Raw genomic sequence first — 24847 nt, 5'->3', positions numbered from 1 at the left:
AACTACTATGGAAGTTCCTTCTGCCGCCTCATTCTATAAATTACTTTTAGACGATCTGGGTTTTCCTGCAAAAGCCAAACAGGATATCGCTTTACAACAATTGTCAACCTTTGCAACAGAGGGAGGGAATAACTCTCTTTTTGTTTTAAAGGGTTTCGCGGGAACAGGAAAAACCACCATTATAAGTTCCCTTGTTAAAAACCTGTGGAAGATCAAAAAATCTGGAGTTTTACTGGCTCCAACAGGAAGGGCTGCAAAAGTGATTTCCAATTATTCAAAACAAGAAGCCTTTACAATACATAAGAAAATTTACTTTCCGAAAAAGTCAGGGGGAGGAGGAGTAAGCTTTGTACTTCAGCCAAATAAGCATAAGAACAGTCTGTTTATTGTGGATGAAGCCTCTATGATTTCTGATGAAAATGCCGATTCTAAACTTTTTGAAAATGGATCGCTACTGGATGACCTCATGCAATTTGTTTATTCGGGAAAAAATTGTCAGCTTATTTTAATAGGGGACACCGCGCAGTTGCCGCCGGTTAAAATGGATATGAGTCCTGCCCTGCAAGAGGAAAAACTTCAGTTTAACTATAATAAAGAAGTAAAACACATAGAGCTGGACGAGGTTGTACGGCAAAGTGAAGAAAGTGATATATTGCTTAATGCCACCAGGATAAGGGAATGCCTTCAGGAGGAATTCTATGAGAGCTTTAAATTTGAGCTGACTTCAAAAAAGGATGTGATAAGACTTACGGATGGCTATGATATTATGGAAGCTATTCAGGATTCTTATGACAATCTGGGTAATGAAGAAACCAGTATTATTGTGCGTTCCAACAAACGTGCAAACCAATATAATCAACAGATTAGGAATAGAATTTTATTTCAGGAGGAAGAGATTTCTGCCGGGGATTATTTAATGGTGGTAAAAAATAATTATTTCTGGATAAAACCTGCTTCTGAAGCGGGTTTTATCGCAAATGGTGACATTGTTAAAGTGCTGGAAATCTTCGGAATTAAAGAACTATACGGATTTCGTTTTGCTGAAGTGCAGGTGCAAATGGTAGATTATCCCAAGATGCAGCCCTTTGAAACCGTAGTATTGCTGGACACTTTAACGAGCAACACGCCCTCCCTTTCCTATGAAGAATCTAATAATCTTTACCAGGAAGTAATGAAAGATTATGCTGAAGAAACTTCAAAATATAAGAAGTTCCTGAAGGTTAAAAACAACAAATATTTTAATGCTTTGCAGATTAAGTTCTCTTATGCGATGACCTGTCACAAGTCGCAGGGTGGGCAGTGGAACACCGTATTTATTGAGCAGCCATATTTGCCAAATGGAGTAGGCAAGGAGTATCTGAGATGGCTTTATACTGCAGTTACACGGGCTACCGATAAGCTTTACCTGATAGGTTTTAAAGATGATTTTTTTGTTGAAAATGAATAAAATGTGAGTAGTGAAAAGTGAAGAGAAGTTGAATTTCATAATTTCAAATACTTGTTCTTTGTTAATCATCATTATCTGCGGGAGATTTTTCTTCTGAAGGTCGAAAACTGGCATTTTTGGAGCATGGCTTTAGAAGGAGACGAAAAGAGTGAGTTGTGAAATGTTCAATGACTGCTATACTGCAGGAAAAGAGAGTTTTAAAAGATCAGGCCAGGGTTTTAAGTCGAAATTTGCCATTTAAAAGCTATAATTTAAATTTTTAACAAACAACAACAAACAACGAACTCTTTAAATTAACTTAACCTAAACAAGGCCACCTCTTTAAAATGGCTATTTTTGAACAACTAAAAAACACAACAATTGGATAAACAACTCAGAATAATAGCAATGATCCCTGCAAGATACGATGCAGCAAGATTTCCGGGAAAATTACTTCAGGATCTTAACGGAAAATCGGTTATTAGAAGAACATACGAAGCAGCCAAAGAAACAAACCTCTTTCAGGAAGTTTATGTGGTGACCGATAGTGATAAAATTGCTTCTGAAATATCTGATTTTGGCGGAAAGGTGATAATGAGCAGAAAAGAGCATGAATGCGGGAGTGACCGCCTTGCTGAAGCTGTTGAGGATATGGATGTTGATATTGTTGTTAATGTTCAGGGAGATGAACCTTTTATAGACAGGGAAAGCCTTGCTAAACTTTTGGTGGTCTTCAGGGAAGATGAGAAAGAAGAAATTGATCTTGCTTCATTAAAAACTGCGATGAGTGTAAGTGACGAGATCACTAATGCCAATAATGTAAAAGTAGTTACAGATAAAAATAACCTGGCCCTCTACTTTTCCAGATTCCCTATTCCTTACCCTCGAGATAATGATGCGCCAATGACGTACTTTAGGCATATTGGGATTTACGCCTTTAGAAAGCAGGCATTAATCGATTTCCATAATTTACCAATGTTGCCGCTGGAAGCCACAGAAAAAATTGAAGCTATCCGGTTCCTGGAATACGGAAAAAAGATTAAAATGGTGGAAACCAATATGAGTACGATCGGGATCGATACTCCTGAAGATCTTGAAAAAGCAAGGAAACTAATGCAGGATTAGTTACTTACAGCCTGTTTGTAAGTTCTTAATGCTCTTTCCCGGGCTTCTTTATGGTCTACCATTGGCTCGGGATAATCATCAGTACCAAATTCCGGTACATACTTTTTGATGTACTTTCGTTCCTTATCGAATTTTTCGACCTGGGTAGTAGGATTAAAAATTCTGAAATATGGCGCTGCGTCAACTCCGCTGCCGGCTACCCATTGCCAGTTCCCCACGTTGGAAGACATTTCGTAATCCAACAATTTTTCAGCGAAATAAGCTTCTCCCCAGCGCCAGTCGATTAATAAATGCTTACATAAAAAACTGCCCACCAGCATTCTTACCCGGTTGTGCATAAATCCGACTGCATTCAGTTCACGCATTCCGGCATCAACAAGTGGATATCCGGTTTTTCCTTCTTTCCACAACTTAAATTCCTCTTTATTATTTCGCCAGTTGATGCGATCATATTTAGGTTTAAAAGATTCAGTTACTGTTTGTGGATTATAATCCAGAACCTGCATAAAGAATTCCCGCCAGATTAATTCCTGAAGAAATGTCTTATTTTTTTCAGCGTTAGCTTTTTTTACCATTTTGCGAATACTCACCGTTCCAAACCTGAGATGTGGTCCTAATCTCGATGTGCCATGTTCTGCCGGTATGTCGCGCGTATCCTCATACTCCTGTATAAGCGTGGGGGTAACATCATAATCTGGAAATTCCAATGAAGATTCCTTGAAACCAATATTGCTGAGTTCCAGATTTGGCAATTTTGTATTCTGAATAAGATTGTCAAGATAATTATTTGTATAATGAATCTTAAAATCCAGATTTTTGAACTTTTCCCTCCAGCTTTTCATATAAGGAGTATAAACCACATAAGGGCCGCCATCCTGCTTCGTGATTTCATCTTTCTCAAAAATCACCTGATCTTTAAAAGTTTCGAACTCAATATTTTTCTCTTCCAGGAAATTACCTATTTCTTTATCCCGTTCTTTTGCGTAAGGCTCATAATCATGATTGGTAAAGACCTTTACTATTGAAAACTCTTTAACCAATTTTTTAAAAATCTCAGAAGGTTTTCCATAATACATAGCCATTGAACTGCTATATTCCTCCTTCAAAACCTTTCGCATTTGCTGGAGGGTTTTGTAAATAAATGTTACCCTGGCGTCGTCCTCTGGAAGGCTATCTAAAATTTCAGTATCAAATATAAAAATTGGAAGAACCGGATGATCATCTTTTAAAGCTTCTAAAAAACCAACATTATCGTCAAGGCGTAAATCTCTTCGGAACCAGAAAACGTTTATTTTTTCACTCATTCAGGAAAGATTTAAGGTTGAAAGTCCACCATCTACGCCCATTACCTGTCCGGTAATCCAGCTGCTTTCGTCGCTAAGGAGAAAGGTAGCGAGATTTGCAATATCTGAAGCTTCTCCAACGCGTTTTAAAGGGTGGCGTTCATTCATCTTTTCCTTCTTTTTATCATTGTTCAGCAATTTTTCCGCAAGTCCGGTATCTGTAAGCGAAGGGGCAACAACATTTACACGTAACCCCGGCGCATATTCTGCAGCGAGGGATCGCGCAAAACCCTCAATAGCTCCTTTTGCGGCCGCCACGCTGGTATGAAAAGGCATTCCGACTTTTACGGCCACAGTACTAAAGAAAATAAGGCTGGCATTTTCAGCATTCTGCAATTTAGGCATAACTCCCTGTACTGTTTTCACTAACCCGAAAAAATTTAAATCCATCTCCTTTTTAAAATCTTCTAACCTGTGCATTTTGAAAGGTTTCAGATTAATACTTCCGGGACAGTATACAAGTCCGTCCATCTTTTCAGGTAATTCCAGGTCTTCAATATTGTCTTTAGTAACATCAAATTCCAGATGAGTAATGTCCAGTTCCTCCAGTTTACCGGGATTTCTTGAGGCCACCGTTACATTGTGCTCCTGGCTAAGCTTTTCGGCAATTTTATAACCGATTCCTGTAGAACCGCCTATAAGTAGGATTTCTTTTTTCATAGTTCGTTATTTTTTATTTTGAAGAAGGCTGCTCTTTCTCACTAATTTTTGTCTTAGGTTTGGTAGAATCCTCAAACTCTCCAAATAATTCAATAAGCTTTTTATGACGGTAGTCAAAAATTTCTTTCAGTTTTGGCTGCACCAGGAAAGGATGTGCCATGCTGCCAAGGAAGCCCATCGGGAGTTTGTAATCTACAATATCTTCCATCTCCACACCACCTTCAATTTCTTTTAAAAAATGTTTGTGGTGCCATAGTGCATAGGGGCCAAATCGTTGCTCGTCCACAAAATATTCTTTATCCCTAACATGAGTGATCTCTGTAACCCATTTTGTTTTTATTCCGGCAATGGGTGTTACTATATACTGTATTATCTGACCTTCGAACATGGGACGGTCCGCACCCGATAAAATGTCGAAGCTCATGTAATCTGGAGTGATTACTTTTAAATTGGCAGGGTCTGATAAGAATTCCCAGGCTTTATCTAAAGGAATGGGTAACCGCTGTTTACTTTTTAAGGTGTAAATTTTCATTGCTGAATTTTAACCAAAAATAAAGCTTATTGTGTTCAAAGTTTATTAATTAAAGTTAAACAAATTAAAAAGTTTCAGTTCTTAAGATTCTTTGATAATATTTTAAAAATTCAGAGCTTCTTCTGCTTATCTTTGGAAGACTACTTTACAAACTAAACAATTATGAAAAAAATCTTATTATTAATGGTCGTTTCTGCTATTAGCTTAAGTGGCAGAGCACAAATTCAGACCCCGCAGCCGAGTCCTTCAGCAAGAATTGAACAAAAGGTTGGCCTTACTGATGTTACACTAGAGTATTCCCGCCCCGGCGTTCGTGGACGTGATGTTTTTGGAGATCTTGTTCCTTATGGCAAAGTATGGCGTACCGGTGCGAACAATAACACAACAATTACCTTTAGTGATGATGTTGTAATTGATGCTAAAGCCCTTCCTGCCGGTACTTATGCAATTTACACTATCCCAAAACAGAACGAATGGGATGTTATGTTTTACAAGAATACTGAGAACTGGGGACTTCCTCAGGAATGGGATGAAAACCAGGTAGCACTCAAAACTACTGTTGAAGCTCAGAATATGCCTATTAAAATGGAAACTTTTACCATTATAATTGATGAACTTCAGAACGATTCTGCTACACTGAATTTTATCTGGGATGATACGGTTGCCATGCTTCAGTTTGAAGTTCCTACAGATGAAAAAGCAACTGCGAGTATAGATGAAGTAATGAGCGGTGAACCTGGTCCTAATGATTACTTTGCTGCTGCAACTTATTACCACGACCAGAATAAAGATCTGGACAAAGCTTATGATTGGATACAAAAGGCTACTGAAGGACAAGATCCTGCTTTTTGGGTTTTAAGAAGAAAATCTCTTATTGAGGCCGATATGGGTAAAAAAGATGCTGCTATTGAGTCAGCAAAGAAATCGTTAGCCGCTGCTGAAAAAGCCGGAAATGCCGACTATGCAAAAATGAATAAAGATTCCCTGAAAGAGTGGGGAGCAATGTAAAAGTTGCTTTTATAAAAAAGAAAGGCCATTTCTTAAAAGAATGGCCTTTTTTATTAGATGCGCTTTACAGGATCATAACACGATAATTGCCATTTAATAGACCAGGCTAATTTTCTTCCTCACTTCATCAAGAAGTCCAATAAGTTGAAGGCTTTTTTCAAAAGTCATTTGGTCGCTTTCTATTCTTCCCTGCTTCAGCATTTCCTGAACATGTGCTGCTTCAAAGTTATAGCCGTTTGCTGTGACATTAAAATCCTTAGTTTCTTCCCCTTCCTCTGTAGAAATGGTGACGCTTGTGGGCTCGTGGAACCTGGAATTTATCTTTATTTCAGCCTTTTCGCAGAAGAAAGTGGCTGTGGTGCCGGTTTCTCTACCCACGGTACTGTGTAGCTCAGCTTCAACACCATCTTTGTAGCTAAAAATCATTTCACATTCTTCATCAACCCCGGTAGTGGTCATTTTAGCTTTTGCCGAGATTCTTTCCGGAATTCCCAGTGCGCTTAGAGCAGTGAATATTGGATAAATGCCAATATCAAGAAGGCTTCCGCCGCCAAGACTTTTGTTGTAAAGCCGGTGTTCTTTATTAAAAGGAGAGTGAAAACCAAAATTTGCTTCAATTTTCTTCAGTTTTCCATATCTTTCTTTTTTCACCAGATCCATTACATATTGAAAATGTGGCAGAAACTGCGTCCACAATGCTTCCATTAAAAAGACCTTTTTCTCTCTGGCCATTGCTATCATTTCTTTTACCTGTTCCGTATCCATTGCAAATGGTTTTTCACACAAAACGGCCTTTTTATGTTCAAGGCAAAGGAGCGTATTGTCGAAATGGAAAACATGAGGTGTTGCAATATATACTACATCTACCTGTTCGTCTTTTAGCATTTCCTCGTAACTGGAGTATGCTTTTGTAGCATTAAATTCTTCAGCAAAGGCATCTGCTCTTTCTTTGGAACGGCTCGCAACGGCATAGAGTTCTGCTCCTTTAACATCTTTTAAACCTGTAGCAAATTTCTTAGCGATTTTTCCGGGGCCTAAAATTGCCCATTTCACGGTTTTTTCCTCCATTTTTAATTTTCTTCAGTTTTAATAAATCCTTCAATAATAAATGCCAAAAGCATAACTATAGCACATCCTAATAGATTCAGCCATAAATATGGAATTATGTCCAGCATAAAAATACCTATGATTATAATTTGGGTAAAAATAGCCGCTATAAAAGTGGCATTGCTTTTTACCTTTTTTACAAAAAATGCAAGTAGAAAAACGCCCAGCACATTTCCGTAGAAAATTGATCCAATAATATTTACAAGCTGGATTAGATTATCATAAAGGTCTGCAACAGAGGCAAAGCTTACAGCAATTACTCCCCACATCAACGTGAACCATTTGGAAGCTTTTACAAAATGTCCGTCTTCTTTATCTTTTTTAACGCCTCTCTTATAAATATCTATTGCGGTGGTAGAGGCCAGGGCGTTAAGTTCTGAAGCTGTGGAAGACATGGCTGCACTTAAGATCACCGCCAGGAGGAGTCCCACAAGGCCTCTGGGTAAATTGTTCAGGATAAAATGTATGAAAATGTAATCTTTATCGTTGCTTTCGGCATCTTTATCTGAAGCATCAATAAAAACTTTCGCCTTTTCCCTTAGTTGCTGTTCTTCTGTATTAAATTTCCTTAGTTGCTGATGAAACTGCTGTTTTTCTTCGGAAGTCTGCTCAACAGCCTCTGAGTAACTAAAGGTCAGTTGCTGCTTTTTTTCCTGAATTTCCTGATGTTCCATCATCAGGTCTTCATACTGATTAGAATAATCAGATTCCAAAACAGTTTGTGTAGCTGCCGGATTAAAGTTTAACGGAGTTTCATTAAACTGATAAAAGACAAAAACCATCACGCCCACCAGTAAAATGAAGAATTGCAGCGGCACTTTCAACAGTCCGTTAAAGATCATTCCCATCTGACTTTCCCTCACAGATCGGCCTGTTAAATAGCGCTGTACCTGGCTTTGATCTGTCCCAAAATACGAAAGTGCTAAAAAAGATCCGCCAATCAATCCGCTCCAAAAGGTATATCGATTTTCCAGATCAAAAGAAAAATCCAGGATTTCCATTTTTCCGCTCGATCCCGCAATTTCTATGGCAGAGTTAAAATCTATATTTTCAGGTAGATACGAAAGAATAATAAAAAAAGTAGAAATCATCCCGGTTAGGATCACCGCCATTTGCTGTTTATGAGTAACGTTTACAGCTTTAGTTCCCCCCGAAACGGTATAAACAGTAACCAGAGCTCCTATAAGTAATATTAATCCGTTTAAATTCCAGCCCAGAACAGCCGAAAGTATAATGGCCGGTGCGTAAATGGTAAGTCCGGCGGCGAGTCCCCGCTGAATAAGAAAAAGGATGGCTGTGAGAGTCCTCGTCTTTCTGTCGAAGCGGGATTCGAGATATTCATAAGCCGTATAAACTTTTAATTTGTGGTAAATAGGGATAAATACCATACAAATAATTACCATGGCAATGGGAAGGCCAAAATAAAACTGAACAAAACCCATCCCGTCATGGAAAGCCTGGCCTGGAGTGGAGAGAAAGGTAATGGCACTTGCCTGTGTAGCCATAACCGAAAGCCCAATTGTCCACCACTGCGCATCGTTACCACCTCTTATGTAATCCTGCACATTTTTACTTCCACGGGATTTATAAACGCCGTACCAAACAATAGAAGTGATAGTAATTATGAGGACAAACCAGTCTATTAATTCCATTGACCGAAATAATTCATTATGAAGTAAAAAAGAAGAATATAGATCACGTTTGCCACCAAAACCACCGTGTAGCTTTTCTTCCAGGTATATTTTTCAGGCTTTTCCATTACTTACCTATTGAAATCATATTTGCAAAAAGCTTGTATGCACCGGGAACACCGGCAGGAAATTGTCTAAAAAAGCTAATTCCTGTGTAAATATAATAACCTTCACCATACTTTGCGACCAGTAAACTTCCATCTCTGGGCAATTCTTCTTTGTCGTTCATAGAAAGTACAGGAGTAAATTCCGGAGCCCATTTGTTAGGAAAATAAAGTCCGCGTTCCTGTACCCAGTTCTCAAAATCTGCTTTGGTAATTTTGTTTGGCGAATTAAGTAGGGGATGATCGGCAGCGAGAAATCTTACTTCGGCATTTTCATCGGTAACCCTGTCCCTGGAAAGTTCAAGGTTGTATGGGGCGAGATTATCACTCTTCAAATCTCTATTTGTGTTGTACTGCACAATTAAATTACCACCATTTTTTACATAATTAAGAAGTATTGGCTGCTTGTATTTTAGCTCTTCAACCACGTTGTATGCCCTTATTCCAATAACAACAGCATCAAACCTTTTTAAAGAAGCTTCAGAAATATCGACAGGGGAGATGCGGGTCACTTTATAACCAATTTGCTCCAGGCTTTCAGGCACCACATCTCCGGCTCCTTCAATATAGCCAATTTGCTGTCCTTTTTTATTAATATCCAGCTTTGCTAATTTTAATTCTGAAGGTAAAACTAAAGTTTGGTAAGGGATATGTTGGTATTCTATATGAACATTTTTTACTGAATAAACCTCATTTTTGACTTTCGCCTTCGGAATAATATAAGTCTCACTTTGGTCTGCAGGAGGAGTAATACTGAAGTTTAAAGTAACAGAACCACCCTTTTGAGGAATGCTGAAGTTCCTCGACTCTGGTTTTATCTTCCAGTTTTCTCCGGAATCAAGTACTAATGTTCCCTGAACACTGTCTTTACCTGATGTTATCCTGGCCGATATTTGCCTTTTTTGATCACTATCAAAAATCATTACATTTTCATCAAAAGCAACAGAAACCGGCGGAACAATTTCAAAAGAGCGATAGGTTTCTCCAAAAACGTTATCGTTGTATTTATAAACCACTTCTTTTTGGAAAGGAATCTCGACTCCGTTAAAATCCAGATAAAACACGGCTTTGGTGTGCGCTGGAGTTTCAGGAAGACCTATTAATTCCCTGTTTCCGACCTTGTACATTCCTGTAGTTCCTTCTTCATTTAGCCAATAGGGTGAAGTGACTTCACTGCTTTTGGGAATATGTAAGATTAATTCTTCACTCCAGCCTGTGTTGTTTTTTAGGGTAACATCGGGTTCAATAGAAGAATTGTTTGGTGATATTTCTACTTTTCGAAGATCAATGGCATAATCACTTCTGTTAATAGCTTCAAACCGCACATTAACTTCTTCTGAAGGTGTTGCCGTGGCATTTTCTGCAACAGCTTCAAGATAAAGCCCTGCAGAAGCAGCTATAATATTTTTTATTTCTTTAGATTTTATTTCTCTCCAATATTCGTTGTCCAGTTCTTTGACAAGCTGGTAGGCAGCTACCAATTTGGGAAGACTGGCTGCAGGATTGGTGAAATCAAAATTTTCTTCAACTTCACTTAGAATTTTACCAATTTCAGCACCGCCTTCTATGCGGCTCCAGGAAGTATTAATACCTTCGAAGATATCTTCTTTTCCTTCAGACATTGTGCCTTTAATCAGTTCCAGGTATTCTTCCTGAGTACCACGGCTACCGGTGCTTCCGAATCCCTGCGAACGATGCTGACTGCGGCTTAAAGCTGCAATTTCCGGATTGGAAAGTCCCTTCAGTGGAAAATATACGCCGGTGTCAAACTGTAAAAAATTCTGTTTATTGGCTTCTTCAAAAGCTTCCTCGCTTCCGTAGAACCAGGGAGAAGTATTAAAAAACAACTTTTCTGGTTGATGAGTTTCAGTAAATTCTAATTGATCGGGAAAAGCACTTTTATTATTAGCAAGTTCAAAAGCTTCTACGCTTAAAATTGCTGAAGAGGTATGGTGGCCATGAGTACTGCCGGGAGTGCGGTGATCAAAGCGATTAATGATAACATCTGGCTTAAATTTGCGGATAATCCAAACAACATCGCTAAGTACTTCATCTCTGTTCCAGACTTCCAGGGTCTCATCGGCGGTTTTTGAATAACCAAAATCATTTGCACGGGTGAAAAATTGTTGTCCCCCATCAATCCTTCTGGCGGCAAGTAATTCCTGAGTTCTGATAACACCCAGTTCTTCCCTAATTTGTGGCCCAATTAAATTTTGACCGCCATCGCCCCTTGTAAGGGAAAGGTAAGCCGTCCTGGCGTTCTTTTCATTAGAAAAATAAGAAATCAGACGGGTGTTTTCATCGTCAGGATGCGCAGCCACGTATAAAACAGAACCTAGAAAATTAAGCTTTTCAATCTGATGGTAAATTTCGGAAGCACTAAGTTTTGTTGGTGCCTGTGCCTGAAGAGTTGAATATAGAAAGAATAGTACCAGGAGAGATAAAACTTTACGCATTCCCACATGTTTTTTAAAGGTAGTAGCATCAAATATAACACTTTGAAGACTCTTCTACCGCGTTTCTCCAGGTTTAACTTTTACAGCGCATCTTTACCTTCATCAAGTCGGGCGTTTTTTTCTACCAGTGACACAGCTTTCTGAAGGATGAGGTTATTTGGATAGGTAATTAATTCTCCATCTAAAGTTCTGAGGTGTAAATGGAAAGCCTTTATATCCTCAATAATAGCTTCAATAGGTAAGTCTTTGTCATGGATCTTTATTTTGTCCCCAATTTTATACGGAAAAGAAAAAAACATAATTACTCCAGAGGTAATATTGCTCAGGATGGACCATATTGCAAAAAGGGCAACACCCAGTATTGCGAAAACGGAAGAAAATATTAGCGAAAATTCTGCCCAGCCGACGCCCCAGGCAATTGACAAAAGAAAAACAGCGAGTATAAAGATGAGGATATTAATGTATTTAAACATTAACCTGGTTCGTGTGATATTAATTTCAGCACGTTCGCCGACCCTTTTAGCAGCTTGTTTAAGAAAAAATTGAAGAATTAGCAGCGCCAAAAATATTGCTCCGCTGTAAAAAACTTCTATTGGAATTAAGCTTATTAATCTATCCATTAATGAACGCTGATTTTCTGCAAATATAATTCTTGTGCATTTAAATTCTGGTTAAAAAGAAAAAGCAATTATCATGATTATGCTATTTCAGGATTTCGTTGAAATGCTAAGAATTTCCAAATTCCTTTAATTTTTGGTAAACAAGATGCGTGGGTAATCCAACCACGTTTACGTAACTTCCCTCAATATTAGTGATCCCAATAAGCCCTATCCATTCCTGGATAGCATAACCACCTGCTTTATCAAAAGGTTTATATTGGCGTACGTAATACTCTATTTCCTCGGGAGTTAATGTTTTGAATTGAACCTTTGTGATACAATTTAATGTTTCCTGTTTTTGAGCCGTTGTAAAACATACTGAAGTGATTACCTGGTGCTCTTTTCCAGAAAGGGAAGTTAACATGGCAACGGCTTCTTCAGCATCTGCAGGTTTTCCCATAGCCACACCTTCATTAGATACAATCGTATCGCTGGTGATAAGGATTTGATTTGGTTCTAAATCGCCAAAAGCTTCGGCTTTAAGTTCCGCAAGAAAATCTGTTATCTCTTCATTTTCCAAATGATCTGGGAATACTTCCTTTACCGGTCGCACGTCTACAGTAAACGGAATTTCCATTTCCTTAAAAAATTTTTGCCTTCTCGGAGAGCCCGAAGCAAGAATAATTTCTTTGTTCTTTAAATAATTTTTCAGCATAATCTAAAGTATGAATTTGTGTAGGCCCAGCGAAATCAATCCAAAGAAAAGGATCAATTTCAGAATAATGCTTAATTGAGTAAACTGCTTCTTTTTTTTTGCTTCAGGTATTTTTACCATTACGTAAAGAAGCGGAGCAAGGATAAAAAGTAGTACATAAATCGTAGCGTAGGTGTTCTCAAAAAGGTAGTTGTAGAGATAGTAAACAATTGCGGCCACCGGAATTAATGCTACCCCTAAAATTACTTTATTGGTGCGGGCAGTGCCCAGTTGTATAGGTAAGGTCTTCATCCCGGCATTATAATCTCCTTTTATATCCTCCTGATCTTTTACCATTTCCCTTAACAGGTTAATTAAAAAAGCAAAGAGGGCGTAGTCCAGCAGGATTGAGAAAAGCAAGGCCTGTGTTGGCTGATTTTGATTGTTTATAGCAGGTAAAAGATCATATAGCCCCACAATAACCACCACTCCTGCAATGGTGCAGCTAACAATAATATTTCCAACTACTGTCATTTGTTTAAGATAAGTCGCGTAGAAATACAAAATTGCGGAAGCAAAAATCCACAAGGCGGAAAAAGCCGGCCATCCAACGATATTTGACAGATAAAATCCAATACCCACGCCAATTACATTAAGAATTATAAATAGTGTAGTGCCGGTTGTCTCGGAGATATGAGGGCCGATAATTGTATCCTCTCCTCTGTTGATTTTGTCGGTCTCTACATCATAAACATCATTAATTATGTAACCGCCGGCTGCAAGGGAAACAGTGGCCAGGGCAAGGAGGGAGCAGCCAAAAAGACTCAGAGTGATGTCTGCTCCAAAAGCTTCAAAAAGGCCATATTTGATTAAGAATTGTGTAAAAGCTATAAAAAGCAGGTTTTTATAACGGATTAGCTTTAAATATTTATACATAAATACACCTAGTTGGAAACAAATTTCAGCCCGATAATGGACATAATTAGTGTGCTGAGGAAAAATATTCTCCAGAAATGAGCCGGTTCTTTAAAAATTAATATTCCGAGTAAAGCGGTGCCGGCGGCCCCGATTCCTGTCCATACGGCATAAGCAGTTCCAATGGGTAATGTCTGGGTGGCTTTGTAAAGCAGCAGCATACTTGTTGTAAGGCAAAACAGGAATCCTGCTAACCAGAAAGTGCTGGTACTGCCGGTGCTGAATTTTGCTTTTCCTAAACAAAAAGCAAATCCCACTTCAAAGAGTCCGGCGATAATCAATAGAAGCCAGTTCATTCCCTTTCCATCCATTTGCCCTGGACTTTCAGGACTTGTTCAATAACATCGCGAACGCAACCTTTTCCGCCTTTTTTATGGGAAACATATTTAGATATTTCTTTAACTTCGGCTACAGCGTCCTGCGGGCAGCATGGCAGTCCTACAAGCTTCATGGGGTAATAATCGGGAATATCATCTCCCATGTAGAGAACTTCATCGGGATTAATGTCATAAATGTCGAAGAATTCATCCATTTGCTCCACTTTGTCAGAAATTCCCAGGTAAATATCATTTATTCCCAGATCCCTAAGACGCATCCTGACCCCTTCATTTTTTCCGCCGGAAATAATACACACCGTATAACCTGCATTTTTTGCCAGTTTCAGGGCGTAACCATCTTTAATGTTCATTGTGCGTAACAATTCCCCGGCAGTGCTTACCTGTACAGAGCCATCTGTAAGGACACCGTCCACATCAAAAACAAAAGTAGTAATCTGGTTTAGGTATTCTTTATAATTTTTTTCCATGTAAGTTATAAATCGATGCTGTTAGCAGTTCGTAAATATTTTTCTGGTTTTCGGTAAGCAACTCAAGATGACCTTCAATTGTTCCGCGGTCATTGCGAATTGCCGGTCCTGTTTGAGCCTCTGCAGGAGATAATTCTTCAATTTTTGCAGCGGTTTCTTTTATTAATGGTTTCAGAAGTTCAAAAGAGAGGTCATGTTTTTGGCAAATATCGGCCCCAATGGTGTAAAGGTGGTTGGTAAAATTACAAACAAATACTGCGGAAGCGTGTAAGGCCTTTCTTTGTCCAGAATCGGTCTCAAAAAGTTTTTTTGAAATGCCGGCAGCCAGTTCTTTCGTCTTCTGAAGATTATTATCTGAATTCGCTTCCAAGCACATTGGGATTTGAGTAAAATCTACAGATTTTTTCGCTGAAAATGTTTGCAAAGGATAAAAAACCCCGTGATTCCTGAATTTTGAAAGCGCATCCATTCCTATTCCGCCTGATGTATGCAAATATAGCGCACCAAAGTCAGGTACGATATTTGCCATTTCAAGAATAGCATCATCTTTTAAGGCAAAAATATAAATATGAGCTTCTTTTAATTCTGAAATAGCAGTAGTGGTAGAGGTTTCAGAGAAACTAATTAATCTTTCAGGCTTATGATTGTAAACCTGAATCACTTCAATATTTTCAGATTTTTGAAAGGCCTTGTAGAGATGTGTGGCTACATTTCCGGCGCCTAAAATTACCACTTGAATCATTCGGCTAAATTACCAAAAAAATTACGGTTGTAAAATTAACATTTATGGAAGGAGATTGAAGGTTGGAAGTCTTACAAAACCGTTAAAATTTCTTAAATTTGCACCCGATTTAAAGTACAACTTTTTATGCAGAATAAGATAGCTTCTGTCATTTTTTCTACCCGTATAATGGCAGTTTTATTTATTGTTTTTGCCATTTCCATGGCGTTGGGAACTTTTATTGAGAACTGGTACAGTATTGAAACCGCGAGGGTTCTTATTTACAATGCATGGTGGTTTGAGGGGATAATGGTCTTCTTCGTGATTAATTTTATCGGCAATATTAAGAGATATCAGCTTCTAAAAAAGGAAAAATGGTCAACATTGGTTTTGCACCTTTCCTTTATTCTCATCCTTATTGGAGCCTTTGTTACACGTTATATAAGTTACGAAGGGATAATGCCTATACGTGAGGGGGAGACGACCAATAAATTTCTCACCCAGGAAACCTATTTTACATTTTTTCTTGATGGTGAAATAGACGGTGAACCACGCAGAAGGATACTTCAGGAAGAGGTATTATTAGCCCCTGAAACAGAGAATGATTATGAATTAAATACAGATTACAACGGGCAACCTGTAACTTTTGAAGTCACTAATTTTATTCATGGTGCTGAAGAAACACTGGTACCAACAGAAGATGGAGAGCGATACCTGAAAATTGTAGAATCTGGTGGTGGGCAAAGACACGATCATTACCTTCAGGAAGGGCAGGTGAGCAACATCCACAATACGCTCTTTACGCTGAATAATCCTACGGGAGGAGCTATAAATATTCAGTTAAATGAAGATGGCTCGTACACTATAGATTCTCCATTCGAAGGGGACTACATGAGAATGGCAGACCAGGCGAGGGGAACCTTGGTAGCAGATTCTACACAAAATCTCATGCTGCGTTCGCTTTATAATATAGGAACGATGCAATTTGTAATTCCCGAGCCTGTGGTAAGGGGAGAATATGACATTGTACCAACAGCAGAGAAAACGAGGGATCAGCCAGACGGGGTTACTTTAAAAGTGAGTTCTCAGGGCGAATCACACACGGTAACGCTCCTTGGCGGAAAAGGAATTCCCACCGAGCCTGAAAAAATTGATCTTGCCGGACTCGAAATTTTCCTTAATTACGGCTCTATAGAAAAAGAACTTCCTTTTGCTCTTAAACTGGATGATTTTATTGCTGAAAAATATCCCGGAACAGAAAATAGCTATTCTTCTTTTCAAAGTAATGTTGAAGTAGTCGATGAGGAAGAAGAAAATTTTGATTATCAAATTTATATGAACCATATCCTTGATTACGAAGGTTATCGCTTTTTCCAGTCCAGTTTTGATCCCGATGAAAAAGGGACAGTTCTGTCTGTAAATCACGATTACTGGGGAACCTGGATCACTTATATTGGTTATTTTCTTCTCTATCTTGGCTTAATGTGGATCTTGTTTGATAAAGGCTCCCGTTTTGGACAACTTAAACAAAGACTCGATAAGATAAAACTGAAGAAAGAGAAGCTCACTACTATAGCTATTTTACTTTTTGCGACCAGTTTTAGCGGATTCGCACAAGAAACGCAGACAGATCATGAACATATTGAAAATACGCGCAGGCAAATAGATTCTCTAATTGTTGAAAATGCAGTAAAAGAAGACCATGCTGCTGAATTTGGACGACTGGTGATTCAGGATGCAGGTGGACGTATGAAACCGGCCAATACCTATTCTTCGGAATTGTTAAGAAAACTCAGTAAGAAGGATAGTTATAATGGATTAAGTTCAGATCAGGTTTTGGTTTCCATGACAGAGAACCCAATGGTTTGGTATAATGTGCCGCTTATTTTTGTGGAAAAGAAAAATGACAGCCTTCATAATATCCTGGATGTGGAAGAAGGGAAAAAATACCTTGCCCTTACAGACTTTTTTGACAGCAGCGGGAATTACAAGTTATCGTCATATTTGGAAGGAGCTTACCAGGCGGCAGTTCCGAATAAATTTCAGAAGGATTATATAGAAACAGATAAAAAAGTAAATCTGCTTTATCAGGCTTTGCAGGGAGAAGTACTTAAAATATTTCCGGTTCCAAATCACGAGAATAATAAGTGGGTCTCCTATCCTGAAGTGGAAGAAGCAGCTTTTAAAGGCATGGATTCCGTTTATGCAAAGCAGATTTTGCCGCTATACATGAATGCGCTGCAGGATGCGAGGGAAACCGGAAATTACGAGAGAGCGGACCAGTTCCTTGGTAGCATTAAAAGTTTTCAGAAAAAATTTGGTTCTGAAGTTATGCCTTCAGAAGATAAAGTTGAGGCTGAGATCACCTATAATAAATACGATATTTTCAGAAATCTGTTCTGGATGTATATGGTTGCGGGTTTACTAATGCTCGTTTTTGTTATTGCCCAAATACTTAAAGACAATAAATTTATGCGTGGTCTTATAAAGGGCAGCGTTGTTGTTGTTATAATCTTATTTGCTCTTCATACCCTTGGCCTGGCTGCAAGGTGGTATATATCCGGACATGCGCCCTGGAGTGATGCCTACGAATCGATGATCTATGTTGCCTGGGCAACAATGTTTTTTGGTCTTGCATTCGGAAGAAAAAGTAACCTTACCATTGCATCTACGGCGTTTGTTACTTCTATGATCCTCATGATCGCACATTGGAATTGGATGGATCCTTCTATTGCAAACCTGCAACCGGTGCTTAATTCTTATTGGTTGATGATTCACGTTTCGGTAATTGTAGGGAGCTATGGCCCTTTCACGCTGGGAATGATTCTGGGTGTGGTTTCATTGCTTTTAATGATTCTTACTACTTCTGAAAACAAAAAGAGAATGGAACTGAACATCAGGGAAATTACTATTATAACTGAACTGGCTTTGACCGTAGGTCTTGTAATGTTAACAATAGGAAACTTCTTAGGTGGACAATGGGCTAATGAGAGCTGGGGTCGCTACTGGGGCTGGGATCCAAAAGAAACCTGGGCGCTGATTAGTATTATGGTTTACGCTTTTGTAATTCATATGCGAATGGTACCAGGACTTAGAGGCAGGTGGTTCTTTAATTTGATGGCAATAGTCGCTTTTTCAAGCATAATGATGACTTATTTCGGCGTTAACTTTTACCTTAGCGGGTTGCATTCCTATGCCAGTGGGGATAAGGTAATTACACCAACTTTTATCTATTACACGATTGCGGCGGTCTCCGTTTTGGGAGCAGTTTCTTACTGGAAGTATCAGAAGTACTACGCGAAGAAATCCCCGGCAAAAAAGGAAGAGGACAGAATGTAGAACTCTACTACACTGACACTCCGGAAGGGGTAATATTTAATTTGAGGGTAATCGGATTTGAAACATTCTGATTATCCTCAAAATTGAAGTGAAATGGAAGCGATATTTATAAATACAAAATAGGGTTGGGTTAGATGAGAGCTTAAATTATATGTTCCAACTGGCTTGAGAAATGGTCAATTTTCAGTAGAACTTATATTTTCTCCTTCAGCTTCCCCATTGCCCAATGTATACTTTTTAGTAAACTGGAGCATGTAAGTAATTGCCTTTCTTGATTTATTTAAACTGCCTGCAGCTCGTAATTTTCGCATAAGTGGGGCACCATCCACTTCGCCTATCATATCGGGAACAATATCAGATAGACTATCGATTCGTGCTTCAATATCTGCTGCTATTTCATCTTCTATTTCTGCAGGAATTTCTACACCAGTTTGTACCAGACTGTCATAAACAAATACAGTATTGTAAATTTCAAAACAATGATTTGAAAAGTCATCGATACTTTTAACTTTACTAGGCTTGCCGGGGGGCGTTATCCGTTCTTGATTCTGGGCCCCGGTTTCTGTCGTACTCAAGAATATTCCAAAGCTGATAAAGCAGGTAAAAATTTTTAAACTCGATTTCATAATTAGAGATTTTTAGTTAATATTTTTTGGCTTTATTTAATTTTGAGTCTTTACTCATTTGTCTCTATTCAAATGAAATAGCTCTTTCAATTTTGTACTGCTAACACTTTTCTTGGCTTCAGTATTTTTTATTTCTCTTTTTAGTGAAGTTGTCTTAATTTCCTTTTTTGACTCATTCTTAATAACCTGAAAAACTATGGGCAAAGAATAGAGTACACCAACCGGTCGACCTCTCTGCTTACCAGGAATCATCTTTGGGAGCAGTTTAACCACACGTTCTGCTTCCGCTCCCAATGCAGGATGTGGAGCACGCGACTTAATATCAGCAATGTTTCCGTTATGGTCTATTCTAAATTGAACGAAAACCCTGTTTATACCACTTAGCTCCAGATCGTTTCCTAATCTTGTGTTGAAATTCTGATTCATGAATTCACTAATCTTTTGAGATGTACATTTCTTTTTAGCTGCATTATTTATTTCATTGTCGCAACCGGGAAATATGGGTACATTTTCAATTACAGCAAAAGGCACGTCCATAGGTACTTCTTGATTGTTTGCTGTTGTAGTAAATTGCTGGCTTTTAGCTTTAGCTGGTACCAATTTGGGCATAGCCTTAGTCATATAACCATTTTTAGCATAGGTATTTACTATTTTTCTGCTTGCCGGCCTGCAAGTGCTGGGGAAATCAAAAAAGTAGAGACAATATGGAAACCCATTGCTGTTAAATGTTACAGTGACTGAACCTTTCTTTTTCCCACTAAAGCCTGTAAATAAATATTCGGCTGTGAGTTTACCGGGACGTCCCTTACTGTCATAGGTCACAATTTGCACCTGGTCAACACTTCCTTTATGAAAAGTATTAAAATTCCATTGCCGGGAATTTTCATAAACAAGATCTTCCACCAATAGCTTTACATCCTGGTTTATGGCAACTTCAGTTTTCTCTTCTTTTCTTTTGGCAATCATGCTTTCTATGCGCATAGGTTGCAGGTCATGAGCAAATAATCTGAGGTTTTCCTGAAACCTTTTGAGACCCGGGCTATCACAACCATTCATCCTTACAAGGGCTGCCATATCCATGTGCAGAGATTTCATTTCTCCCGTCATTTTGACTGAAGCACCTATCACATCGGCATTTTGTGCCATAGATAAAACGTTGCCTAAGAGAAATTGCTCTAAAGTCTGCAGGGCAGTATACATTTTGGGAGCAGCAAAATAACCTGTCCCTACGGTTCTCCAGCTAACACAATTTCTTCTTATAGTTATTCCGTATCCGTTTTTTACAATTTCCTCAGAACTACATTCACGTTTAGTTAATTCAATTTTGTTGGGCGGAAGGCTACTGTCACAGTTTTTAGCATATTCTGTGACATAAGCGTTAAATAAAAAATTAAAAAACAATTCATCTCTTTTAAATGGAACATCTTCAAAATTTCCCATAAAGATGTCTGTTAGTTCAATTTCGAAATTGAGACCATTAGCTGAAAAATCTGGTATACTCTCATTAAATCCTAAATTTTTGTTTAGACCCTGAAGTTCTTTAGCTTGTTCACCCGAGAGTAAGATTGAGTCCCTCATCATAAAGCTAAAGGGATCCAACTCATTTACAAATGCCCACGCTGTCTCTGAAACAGCTATTAATAATAATAACAGGATCAATCTTTTCATGGTTAATAATTATCCTAATAGTTTGTATTTAAGTATACTGGCAAAATATTTTTTAAGGTGTAGTTATGATGAAAAGTTTTGTATATTTAATTATCCCCTTAGAAATCACTAAGTTAGTTATAAATAACCTGGTGCCCCCTTATAAATATGTAAGCGTTTACCTTAACTGAATTTTCGTGATCTAGAATGGATTAAGCGTGAAAATTTAATTGTTTTTGCATACGCTTGTAATCCCGGTATTTATGATAAGAGCATTAATTATACTACTAATTCTAGGATCATATTCCGGGGAGATTAATGTTCAAAAATCACCTCTTGTTCCTATTAATTCCCTTTTGAAAAATAAACACCTGAAAACTGAAAGTAAATTCAAATTACTTATACAGGCCAGTAAAATTTCCTCTTATCCAAATCCTGAAGATGGTTTGAACTACTCCAGGGAAGCCCTGGAAATGGGAAATTTATTAAATAATGATGCTCTTATTGTTAAAGCTGTACTTTGGGAAACTCCTAATAATTATTACCAACAGCATATACTTAAATATCATAATATTTACCATAAAGAGCCTGAAGTGACACTACGACAAGTAAGAGAGGCATTGACCATGGCTATAATTATTAATTCAATACAAGAAAAAAATATGGCTTTGCACGTACTTAGCAAAATCTATGAGAAAATTGGAGATCTACCCTCTTTACAGCCCTATAAAGAACATATTGTATTTCAGTATTTATTAATAAAAAATGAAAAGAGAGCTGAAACTGTTCGCAAAAAAATGGAATTTAAAATGGAAAATCCAGAACGTAAAGCAAATGGCGAATTAACTTTCCAAAATAAAGTTCTCTATATCGCGGTAGGTAGTTTATTATTCCTAATTCTTTGCGCTACTTTTGGTTACCATCAATACAAGAAACAACGGGATGCTCAGGAATACGGCAAAATTGCAGAGTCCGAAGCTCGCGTAGCAGATATGGAATTGAAGGCGCTTCGCGCTCAGATGAACCCGCACTTTATATTTAATTCCCTTAATGCAATTCGCTATTACATAGCTGAAAAGGATATTGAAACTGCAGATGATTACCTGGTGACTTTTGCCAACCTCACACGTTCAATATTGGAAAATTCCGAGAAAAAATATATTCCTTTAGCAGAAGAAATTAGAATACTTAAACTTTATATTGAAGTTGAAATGCTGCGGATGCCTGAGCGCTTTAGCTATTCAATTATTGTTAGTGATAATATTAATCAGGAAAAAACGCTCATTCCGCCTATGCTTATACAACCTTTAGTGGAAAATAGTATCTGGCACGGATTTGCTAAAAATGAAAAGGGTTTACTGAAATTAAAAATATCTAAAAAAAAGGAAGCTCTACACATCATTATAGACGATAATGGGATGGGAAGAAAAAATTCTGAACATCAGGTTAGAACCCATAATTCCATGGGTTTACGACTTACAGAAAACCGTCTCCAAATCCTTAATAATTCCAATCATAAATCAGGACCATGTAGTTTAAAAATTACAGACAAGAAGAAAGGAACGTTGATCGACCTTAAACTTCCTTTGAAAATGATCTAAAAATTTTCTCTATGAAAAGAGCCATTTTAGTTGATGATGAAAAGCACTGTATAAAGGTCTTAAAAATTCTTCTTGCAGATTTTGAAGATATTAAAATTTGTGCAACAGCTTCTACGGTAGTTGAAGCTTATGATGCTATACATACCTACCAGCCGGACATTGTCTTCCTTGATATTCAGCTTGAAGAAGAAAATAGTTTTGACCTCCTGGATAAGCTTAGCGAATTTTACTTTCATATTATCTTTACTACAGCCTATAACGACTATGCTGTTAAAGCTTTTCGCTACAGCGCTATAGATTATTTATTAAAACCGATAGACCGGCAGCAATTAAAAAATGCTATAGCCAGAACTAACGAGTTAAATAAATATCACAATTTATCCCAGCAACTGGAGGCTTTAAAAACAAATATTAATATTATGAATCCAGATCTCCATAAAATTGCTGTCCCTACTGCAGATGGGCTCTTGCTTATTGAGATCGACAATATTATTAAATGCGAAGCTCATTCCAATTACACTGATATTTTTCTTTGCGATGGAAAAAAAATAACAATGACTAAGACTCTCAAGCAAGTGGAAGAATTACTTAAAAAAAGAAATTTTTTTAGAGTTCATCAGTCCTATCTCGTAAATTTAAAATATGTTTACCGCTATTATAAAGGCAAAGGCGGATATGTAGAACTTGAAAATGGTTCAACAGTAAATGTTGCTGTTAGAAAAAAAGAGGAGCTCATTAAAATTTTAACTCAGCAATGAATGATGGCAGGAAACCTTATTTGCTGAAAGAGGTACAATCGATATTATAATCTATTATTCCAATACTATATGACAACTAATCCCCCGGTAATACCGAAAAGTGTCATTTTCAGGCATGCTTCAAAAGGAAAAAGCCACGAACGCCTTTCACTTTCGTGGCTAATTTTATGTTTATAGATTATATTATTTCAGATTTCCAACCATGTCTTTTGGTTTTACCCATTCATCAAATTCTTCAGCTGTTAAATGGCCAAGGTTAACGGCTTCTTCTTTTAAAGTAGTACCGTTTTTGTGGGCAGTATTTGCAATTTCAGCAGCTTTGTAGTATCCAATTTTGGTGTTTAAAGCTGTAACCAGCATTAGGGAATTATTCAAATGCTCCTGAATTCTGCTTGTATTTGCTTCAATTCCTCTGGCGCAATGTTCTTCAAAAGATTGGCAGGCGTCGCCTAGAAGTTCTGCACTTTGCAGAAGGTTAGCAGCCATTACAGGTTTAAAAACATTTAGTTCAAACTGTCCCTGCATACCGCCAACGCTCATGCTTACATCGTTTCCTATCACCTGGGCACAGACCATGGTTAGAGCCTCACATTGTGTAGGATTAACTTTTCCGGGCATAATAGAGGATCCCGGTTCGTTAGCCGGAATGTTAATTTCCCCAATTCCGCTTCGTGGTCCGGAAGCCAGCATCCTAATGTCATTACCAATTTTATTCAAAGAAACAGCGATCTGTTTTAATGCGCCATGTGTTTCCACAAGAGCATCATGAGCAGCCAGGGCTTCGAATTTGTTTGCTGCAGAAGTAAATGGAAGTTCGGTGAATTTAGCAATGAATTCCGCTACTCGCTTAGAATATCCTTTTGGGGTATTAAGTCCTGTTCCAACTGCTGTACCACCTAATGCGAGTTCTGCTAAATGTGGCAGCGTATTTTCGAGAGCTTTAATGCCGTAATCCAGTTGAGCAACATAGCCGCTAAATTCCTGTCCAAGAGTTAGGGGAGTGGCGTCCATAAAATGAGTACGCCCTATTTTTACTACTTCCTTAAATTCATCGGACTTTTTCTTTAAGGTTTCCCGAAGCTTTCTTAGTCCCGGAAGTGTCGTTTTGGAAATTTTTTGGTAAGCGGCGATATGCATTCCTGTAGGAAAAGTGTCATTTGAAGACTGGGATTTATTCACCTCGTCGTTTGGTTGCAAAGTTTTTTCACCTTCGCCAATTCTTTTACCGGCGAGCTGGTGTGCCCTGTTTGCAATAACCTCGTTTACATTCATGTTACTCTGGGTGCCGCTTCCGGTTTGCCAAATTACCAGGGGGAATTGATCATCGTGTTTTCCTGCCAGGATTTCATCACATACTTGTGCTATATAGTCTCTTTTTTCTACCGGTAAGGCGCCAAGTTCACAATTGGTATATGCTGCAGCTTTTTTAAGGTAGGCAAAGCCGTAGATTATTTCCAGAGGCATACTGCCAGAAGGGCCAATTTTAAAATTATTTCTGGAACGTTCGGTTTGAGCTCCCCATAACTTATCTGAAGGGACCTTTACCTCCCCCATGGTATCCTTTTCTATTCTATAATCCATAATGTTGTTATTTATTGCCTTACAAATTTACATTTTCACTGCTTCTTTC

General features: G+C 38.1%; 21 protein-coding genes. 6 read left to right on the top strand and 15 right to left on the bottom strand.

What is annotated here, in order from left to right; genetic code table 11:
* Positions 1-7: 7 nt before the first annotated feature.
* Together RM541_RS15635 and kdsB are read left to right on the top strand one after the other, a co-directional pair.
* A complete protein-coding gene (locus RM541_RS15635) occupies positions 8-1447 on the top strand; it encodes an ATP-dependent DNA helicase (RefSeq protein WP_311501097.1) in 1440 nt (479 codons plus the stop codon).
* 387 nt (positions 1448-1834) lie between these two features.
* Positions 1835-2551: a 3-deoxy-manno-octulosonate cytidylyltransferase gene (kdsB, locus tag RM541_RS15630; protein ID WP_311501096.1), complete on the top strand. Its 717-nt coding sequence runs from the start codon at positions 1835-1837 to the stop codon at positions 2549-2551.
* Here kdsB and RM541_RS15625 read toward each other — a convergent pair.
* The 3 genes from RM541_RS15625 to RM541_RS15615 are packed head-to-tail and all read right to left on the bottom strand — an operon-like array spanning position 2548 to position 5086.
* Entirely contained in the window at positions 2548-3855 is a 1308-nt protein-coding gene (locus RM541_RS15625; RefSeq protein WP_311501068.1) for a cryptochrome/photolyase family protein, read from the bottom strand. The two genes, kdsB and RM541_RS15625, sit on opposite strands and share 4 nt — an antisense overlap.
* Entirely contained in the window at positions 3856-4554 is a 699-nt protein-coding gene (locus tag RM541_RS15620; RefSeq protein WP_311501067.1) for an SDR family NAD(P)-dependent oxidoreductase, read from the bottom strand.
* Between the two features lie 13 nt (positions 4555-4567).
* The gene (locus RM541_RS15615) at positions 4568-5086 is read right to left on the bottom strand and encodes an SRPBCC family protein (RefSeq protein ID WP_311501066.1); all 519 of its coding nucleotides are present in this window, start codon (positions 5084-5086) and stop codon (positions 4568-4570) included.
* Positions 5087-5248: 162 nt separating this feature from the next.
* Between RM541_RS15615 and RM541_RS15610 the strand changes: the two genes are divergently transcribed.
* The gene (locus RM541_RS15610) at positions 5249-6094 is read left to right on the top strand and encodes a DUF2911 domain-containing protein (RefSeq protein WP_311501065.1); all 846 of its coding nucleotides are present in this window, start codon (positions 5249-5251) and stop codon (positions 6092-6094) included.
* 93 nt (positions 6095-6187) lie between these two features.
* On the opposite strand, the gene RM541_RS15605 is transcribed toward RM541_RS15610, so the two are convergent.
* The 9 genes from RM541_RS15605 to RM541_RS15565 form a co-directional block, all read right to left on the bottom strand.
* Positions 6188-7162, bottom strand: coding sequence for a Gfo/Idh/MocA family protein (locus RM541_RS15605; protein ID WP_311501064.1), 975 nt, complete (start codon positions 7160-7162; stop codon positions 6188-6190).
* A gap of 2 nt (positions 7163-7164) precedes the next feature.
* Positions 7165-8853, bottom strand: coding sequence for a sodium:solute symporter (locus tag RM541_RS15600; RefSeq protein WP_311501063.1), 1689 nt, complete (start codon positions 8851-8853; stop codon positions 7165-7167).
* A gap of 106 nt (positions 8854-8959) precedes the next feature.
* On the bottom strand, positions 8960-11452 hold the full coding sequence (locus RM541_RS15595) for a PIG-L family deacetylase (protein ID WP_311501062.1): 2493 nt from the start codon (positions 11450-11452) through the stop codon (positions 8960-8962).
* Between the two features lie 80 nt (positions 11453-11532).
* Positions 11533-12072, bottom strand: coding sequence for a mechanosensitive ion channel domain-containing protein (locus RM541_RS15590; RefSeq protein ID WP_311501061.1), 540 nt, complete (start codon positions 12070-12072; stop codon positions 11533-11535).
* Between the two features lie 106 nt (positions 12073-12178).
* Positions 12179-12766 carry a Maf-like protein gene (locus tag RM541_RS15585; RefSeq protein WP_311501060.1) on the bottom strand — a complete coding sequence of 196 codons (588 nt, stop codon included), beginning with the start codon at positions 12764-12766 and terminating at the stop codon, positions 12179-12181.
* A gap of 3 nt (positions 12767-12769) precedes the next feature.
* Positions 12770-13681, bottom strand: a complete 912-nt coding sequence (locus tag RM541_RS15580; protein ID WP_311501059.1) for a geranylgeranylglycerol-phosphate geranylgeranyltransferase — start codon at positions 13679-13681, stop codon at positions 12770-12772.
* An 8-nt stretch (positions 13682-13689) separates the two neighbouring features.
* Positions 13690-14016 (bottom strand): DMT family transporter, encoded by a 327-nt coding sequence (locus tag RM541_RS15575; protein ID WP_311501095.1) that lies wholly within the window; start codon positions 14014-14016, stop codon positions 13690-13692.
* Positions 14013-14525 carry a KdsC family phosphatase gene (locus tag RM541_RS15570; protein WP_311501058.1) on the bottom strand — a complete coding sequence of 171 codons (513 nt, stop codon included), beginning with the start codon at positions 14523-14525 and terminating at the stop codon, positions 14013-14015. The genes RM541_RS15575 and RM541_RS15570 overlap by 4 nt, the downstream gene beginning before the upstream one ends.
* Complete coding sequence (locus RM541_RS15565; protein WP_311501057.1) at positions 14509-15267, bottom strand: Rossmann-like and DUF2520 domain-containing protein; 759 nt, start codon at positions 15265-15267, stop codon at positions 14509-14511. The genes RM541_RS15570 and RM541_RS15565 overlap by 17 nt, the downstream gene beginning before the upstream one ends.
* Before the next feature lie 126 nt (positions 15268-15393).
* Here RM541_RS15565 and RM541_RS15560 point away from each other — a divergent pair, with 126 nt between their 5' ends.
* The gene (locus tag RM541_RS15560) at positions 15394-18585 is read left to right on the top strand and encodes a cytochrome c biogenesis protein CcsA (protein ID WP_311501056.1); all 3192 of its coding nucleotides are present in this window, start codon (positions 15394-15396) and stop codon (positions 18583-18585) included.
* Positions 18586-18761: 176 nt separating this feature from the next.
* On the opposite strand, the gene RM541_RS15555 is transcribed toward RM541_RS15560, so the two are convergent.
* Both RM541_RS15555 and RM541_RS17540 read right to left on the bottom strand, forming a co-directional pair.
* The gene (locus RM541_RS15555; protein ID WP_311501055.1) at positions 18762-19211 is read right to left on the bottom strand and encodes a hypothetical protein; all 450 of its coding nucleotides are present in this window, start codon (positions 19209-19211) and stop codon (positions 18762-18764) included.
* Positions 19212-19265: 54 nt separating this feature from the next.
* Positions 19266-20879: an energy transducer TonB gene (locus tag RM541_RS17540; protein WP_432264684.1), complete on the bottom strand. Its 1614-nt coding sequence runs from the start codon at positions 20877-20879 to the stop codon at positions 19266-19268.
* 242 nt (positions 20880-21121) lie between these two features.
* Here RM541_RS17540 and RM541_RS15545 point away from each other — a divergent pair, with 242 nt between their 5' ends.
* Positions 21122-22459, top strand: a complete 1338-nt coding sequence (locus RM541_RS15545; protein ID WP_311501054.1) for a sensor histidine kinase — start codon at positions 21122-21124, stop codon at positions 22457-22459.
* Between the two features lie 11 nt (positions 22460-22470).
* Positions 22471-23217 carry a LytR/AlgR family response regulator transcription factor gene (locus RM541_RS15540; RefSeq protein ID WP_311501053.1) on the top strand — a complete coding sequence of 249 codons (747 nt, stop codon included), beginning with the start codon at positions 22471-22473 and terminating at the stop codon, positions 23215-23217.
* A gap of 183 nt (positions 23218-23400) precedes the next feature.
* On the opposite strand, the gene fumC is transcribed toward RM541_RS15540, so the two are convergent.
* The gene (gene fumC, locus RM541_RS15535; RefSeq protein ID WP_311501052.1) at positions 23401-24798 is read right to left on the bottom strand and encodes a class II fumarate hydratase; all 1398 of its coding nucleotides are present in this window, start codon (positions 24796-24798) and stop codon (positions 23401-23403) included.
* Positions 24799-24847: the final 49 nt, after the last annotated feature.

It is taken from the genome of Autumnicola psychrophila, assembly GCF_031846645.1.
Lineage (GTDB): Bacteria > Bacteroidota > Bacteroidia > Flavobacteriales > Flavobacteriaceae > Autumnicola > Autumnicola psychrophila.
This window is presented reverse-complemented; position numbering and strand designations above follow the sequence as displayed.

Excerpts from the sequence above, each read along its gene's own strand:
- RM541_RS15585 (WP_311501060.1), bottom strand. The coding sequence starts at position 12,766 with ATGCTGAAAAATTATTTAAAGAACAAAGAAATTATTCTTGCTTCGGGC.
- RM541_RS15540 (WP_311501053.1), top strand. The coding sequence starts at position 22,471 with ATGAAAAGAGCCATTTTAGTTGATGATGAAAAGCACTGTATAAAGGTC.
- RM541_RS15590 (WP_311501061.1), bottom strand. The coding sequence starts at position 12,072 with ATGGATAGATTAATAAGCTTAATTCCAATAGAAGTTTTTTACAGCGGA.
- RM541_RS15605 (WP_311501064.1), bottom strand. The coding sequence starts at position 7,162 with ATGGAGGAAAAAACCGTGAAATGGGCAATTTTAGGCCCCGGAAAAATC.
- RM541_RS15545 (WP_311501054.1), top strand. The coding sequence starts at position 21,122 with ATGATAAGAGCATTAATTATACTACTAATTCTAGGATCATATTCCGGG.
- RM541_RS15600 (WP_311501063.1), bottom strand. The coding sequence starts at position 8,853 with ATGGAATTAATAGACTGGTTTGTCCTCATAATTACTATCACTTCTATT.
- RM541_RS15615 (WP_311501066.1), bottom strand. The coding sequence starts at position 5,086 with ATGAAAATTTACACCTTAAAAAGTAAACAGCGGTTACCCATTCCTTTA.
- RM541_RS15560 (WP_311501056.1), top strand. The coding sequence starts at position 15,394 with ATGCAGAATAAGATAGCTTCTGTCATTTTTTCTACCCGTATAATGGCA.
- fumC (WP_311501052.1), bottom strand. The coding sequence starts at position 24,798 with ATGGATTATAGAATAGAAAAGGATACCATGGGGGAGGTAAAGGTCCCT.
- kdsB (WP_311501096.1), top strand. The coding sequence starts at position 1,835 with ATGATCCCTGCAAGATACGATGCAGCAAGATTTCCGGGAAAATTACTT.
- RM541_RS15570 (WP_311501058.1), bottom strand. The coding sequence starts at position 14,525 with ATGGAAAAAAATTATAAAGAATACCTAAACCAGATTACTACTTTTGTT.
- RM541_RS15625 (WP_311501068.1), bottom strand. The coding sequence starts at position 3,855 with ATGAGTGAAAAAATAAACGTTTTCTGGTTCCGAAGAGATTTACGCCTT.
- RM541_RS15575 (WP_311501095.1), bottom strand. The coding sequence starts at position 14,016 with ATGAACTGGCTTCTATTGATTATCGCCGGACTCTTTGAAGTGGGATTT.
- RM541_RS15580 (WP_311501059.1), bottom strand. The coding sequence starts at position 13,681 with ATGTATAAATATTTAAAGCTAATCCGTTATAAAAACCTGCTTTTTATA.
- RM541_RS15565 (WP_311501057.1), bottom strand. The coding sequence starts at position 15,267 with ATGATTCAAGTGGTAATTTTAGGCGCCGGAAATGTAGCCACACATCTC.
- RM541_RS15595 (WP_311501062.1), bottom strand. The coding sequence starts at position 11,452 with ATGCGTAAAGTTTTATCTCTCCTGGTACTATTCTTTCTATATTCAACT.
- RM541_RS17540 (WP_432264684.1), bottom strand. The coding sequence starts at position 20,879 with ATGAAAAGATTGATCCTGTTATTATTATTAATAGCTGTTTCAGAGACA.
- RM541_RS15610 (WP_311501065.1), top strand. The coding sequence starts at position 5,249 with ATGAAAAAAATCTTATTATTAATGGTCGTTTCTGCTATTAGCTTAAGT.
- RM541_RS15620 (WP_311501067.1), bottom strand. The coding sequence starts at position 4,554 with ATGAAAAAAGAAATCCTACTTATAGGCGGTTCTACAGGAATCGGTTAT.
- RM541_RS15635 (WP_311501097.1), top strand. The coding sequence starts at position 8 with ATGGAAGTTCCTTCTGCCGCCTCATTCTATAAATTACTTTTAGACGAT.
- RM541_RS15555 (WP_311501055.1), bottom strand. The coding sequence starts at position 19,211 with ATGAAATCGAGTTTAAAAATTTTTACCTGCTTTATCAGCTTTGGAATA.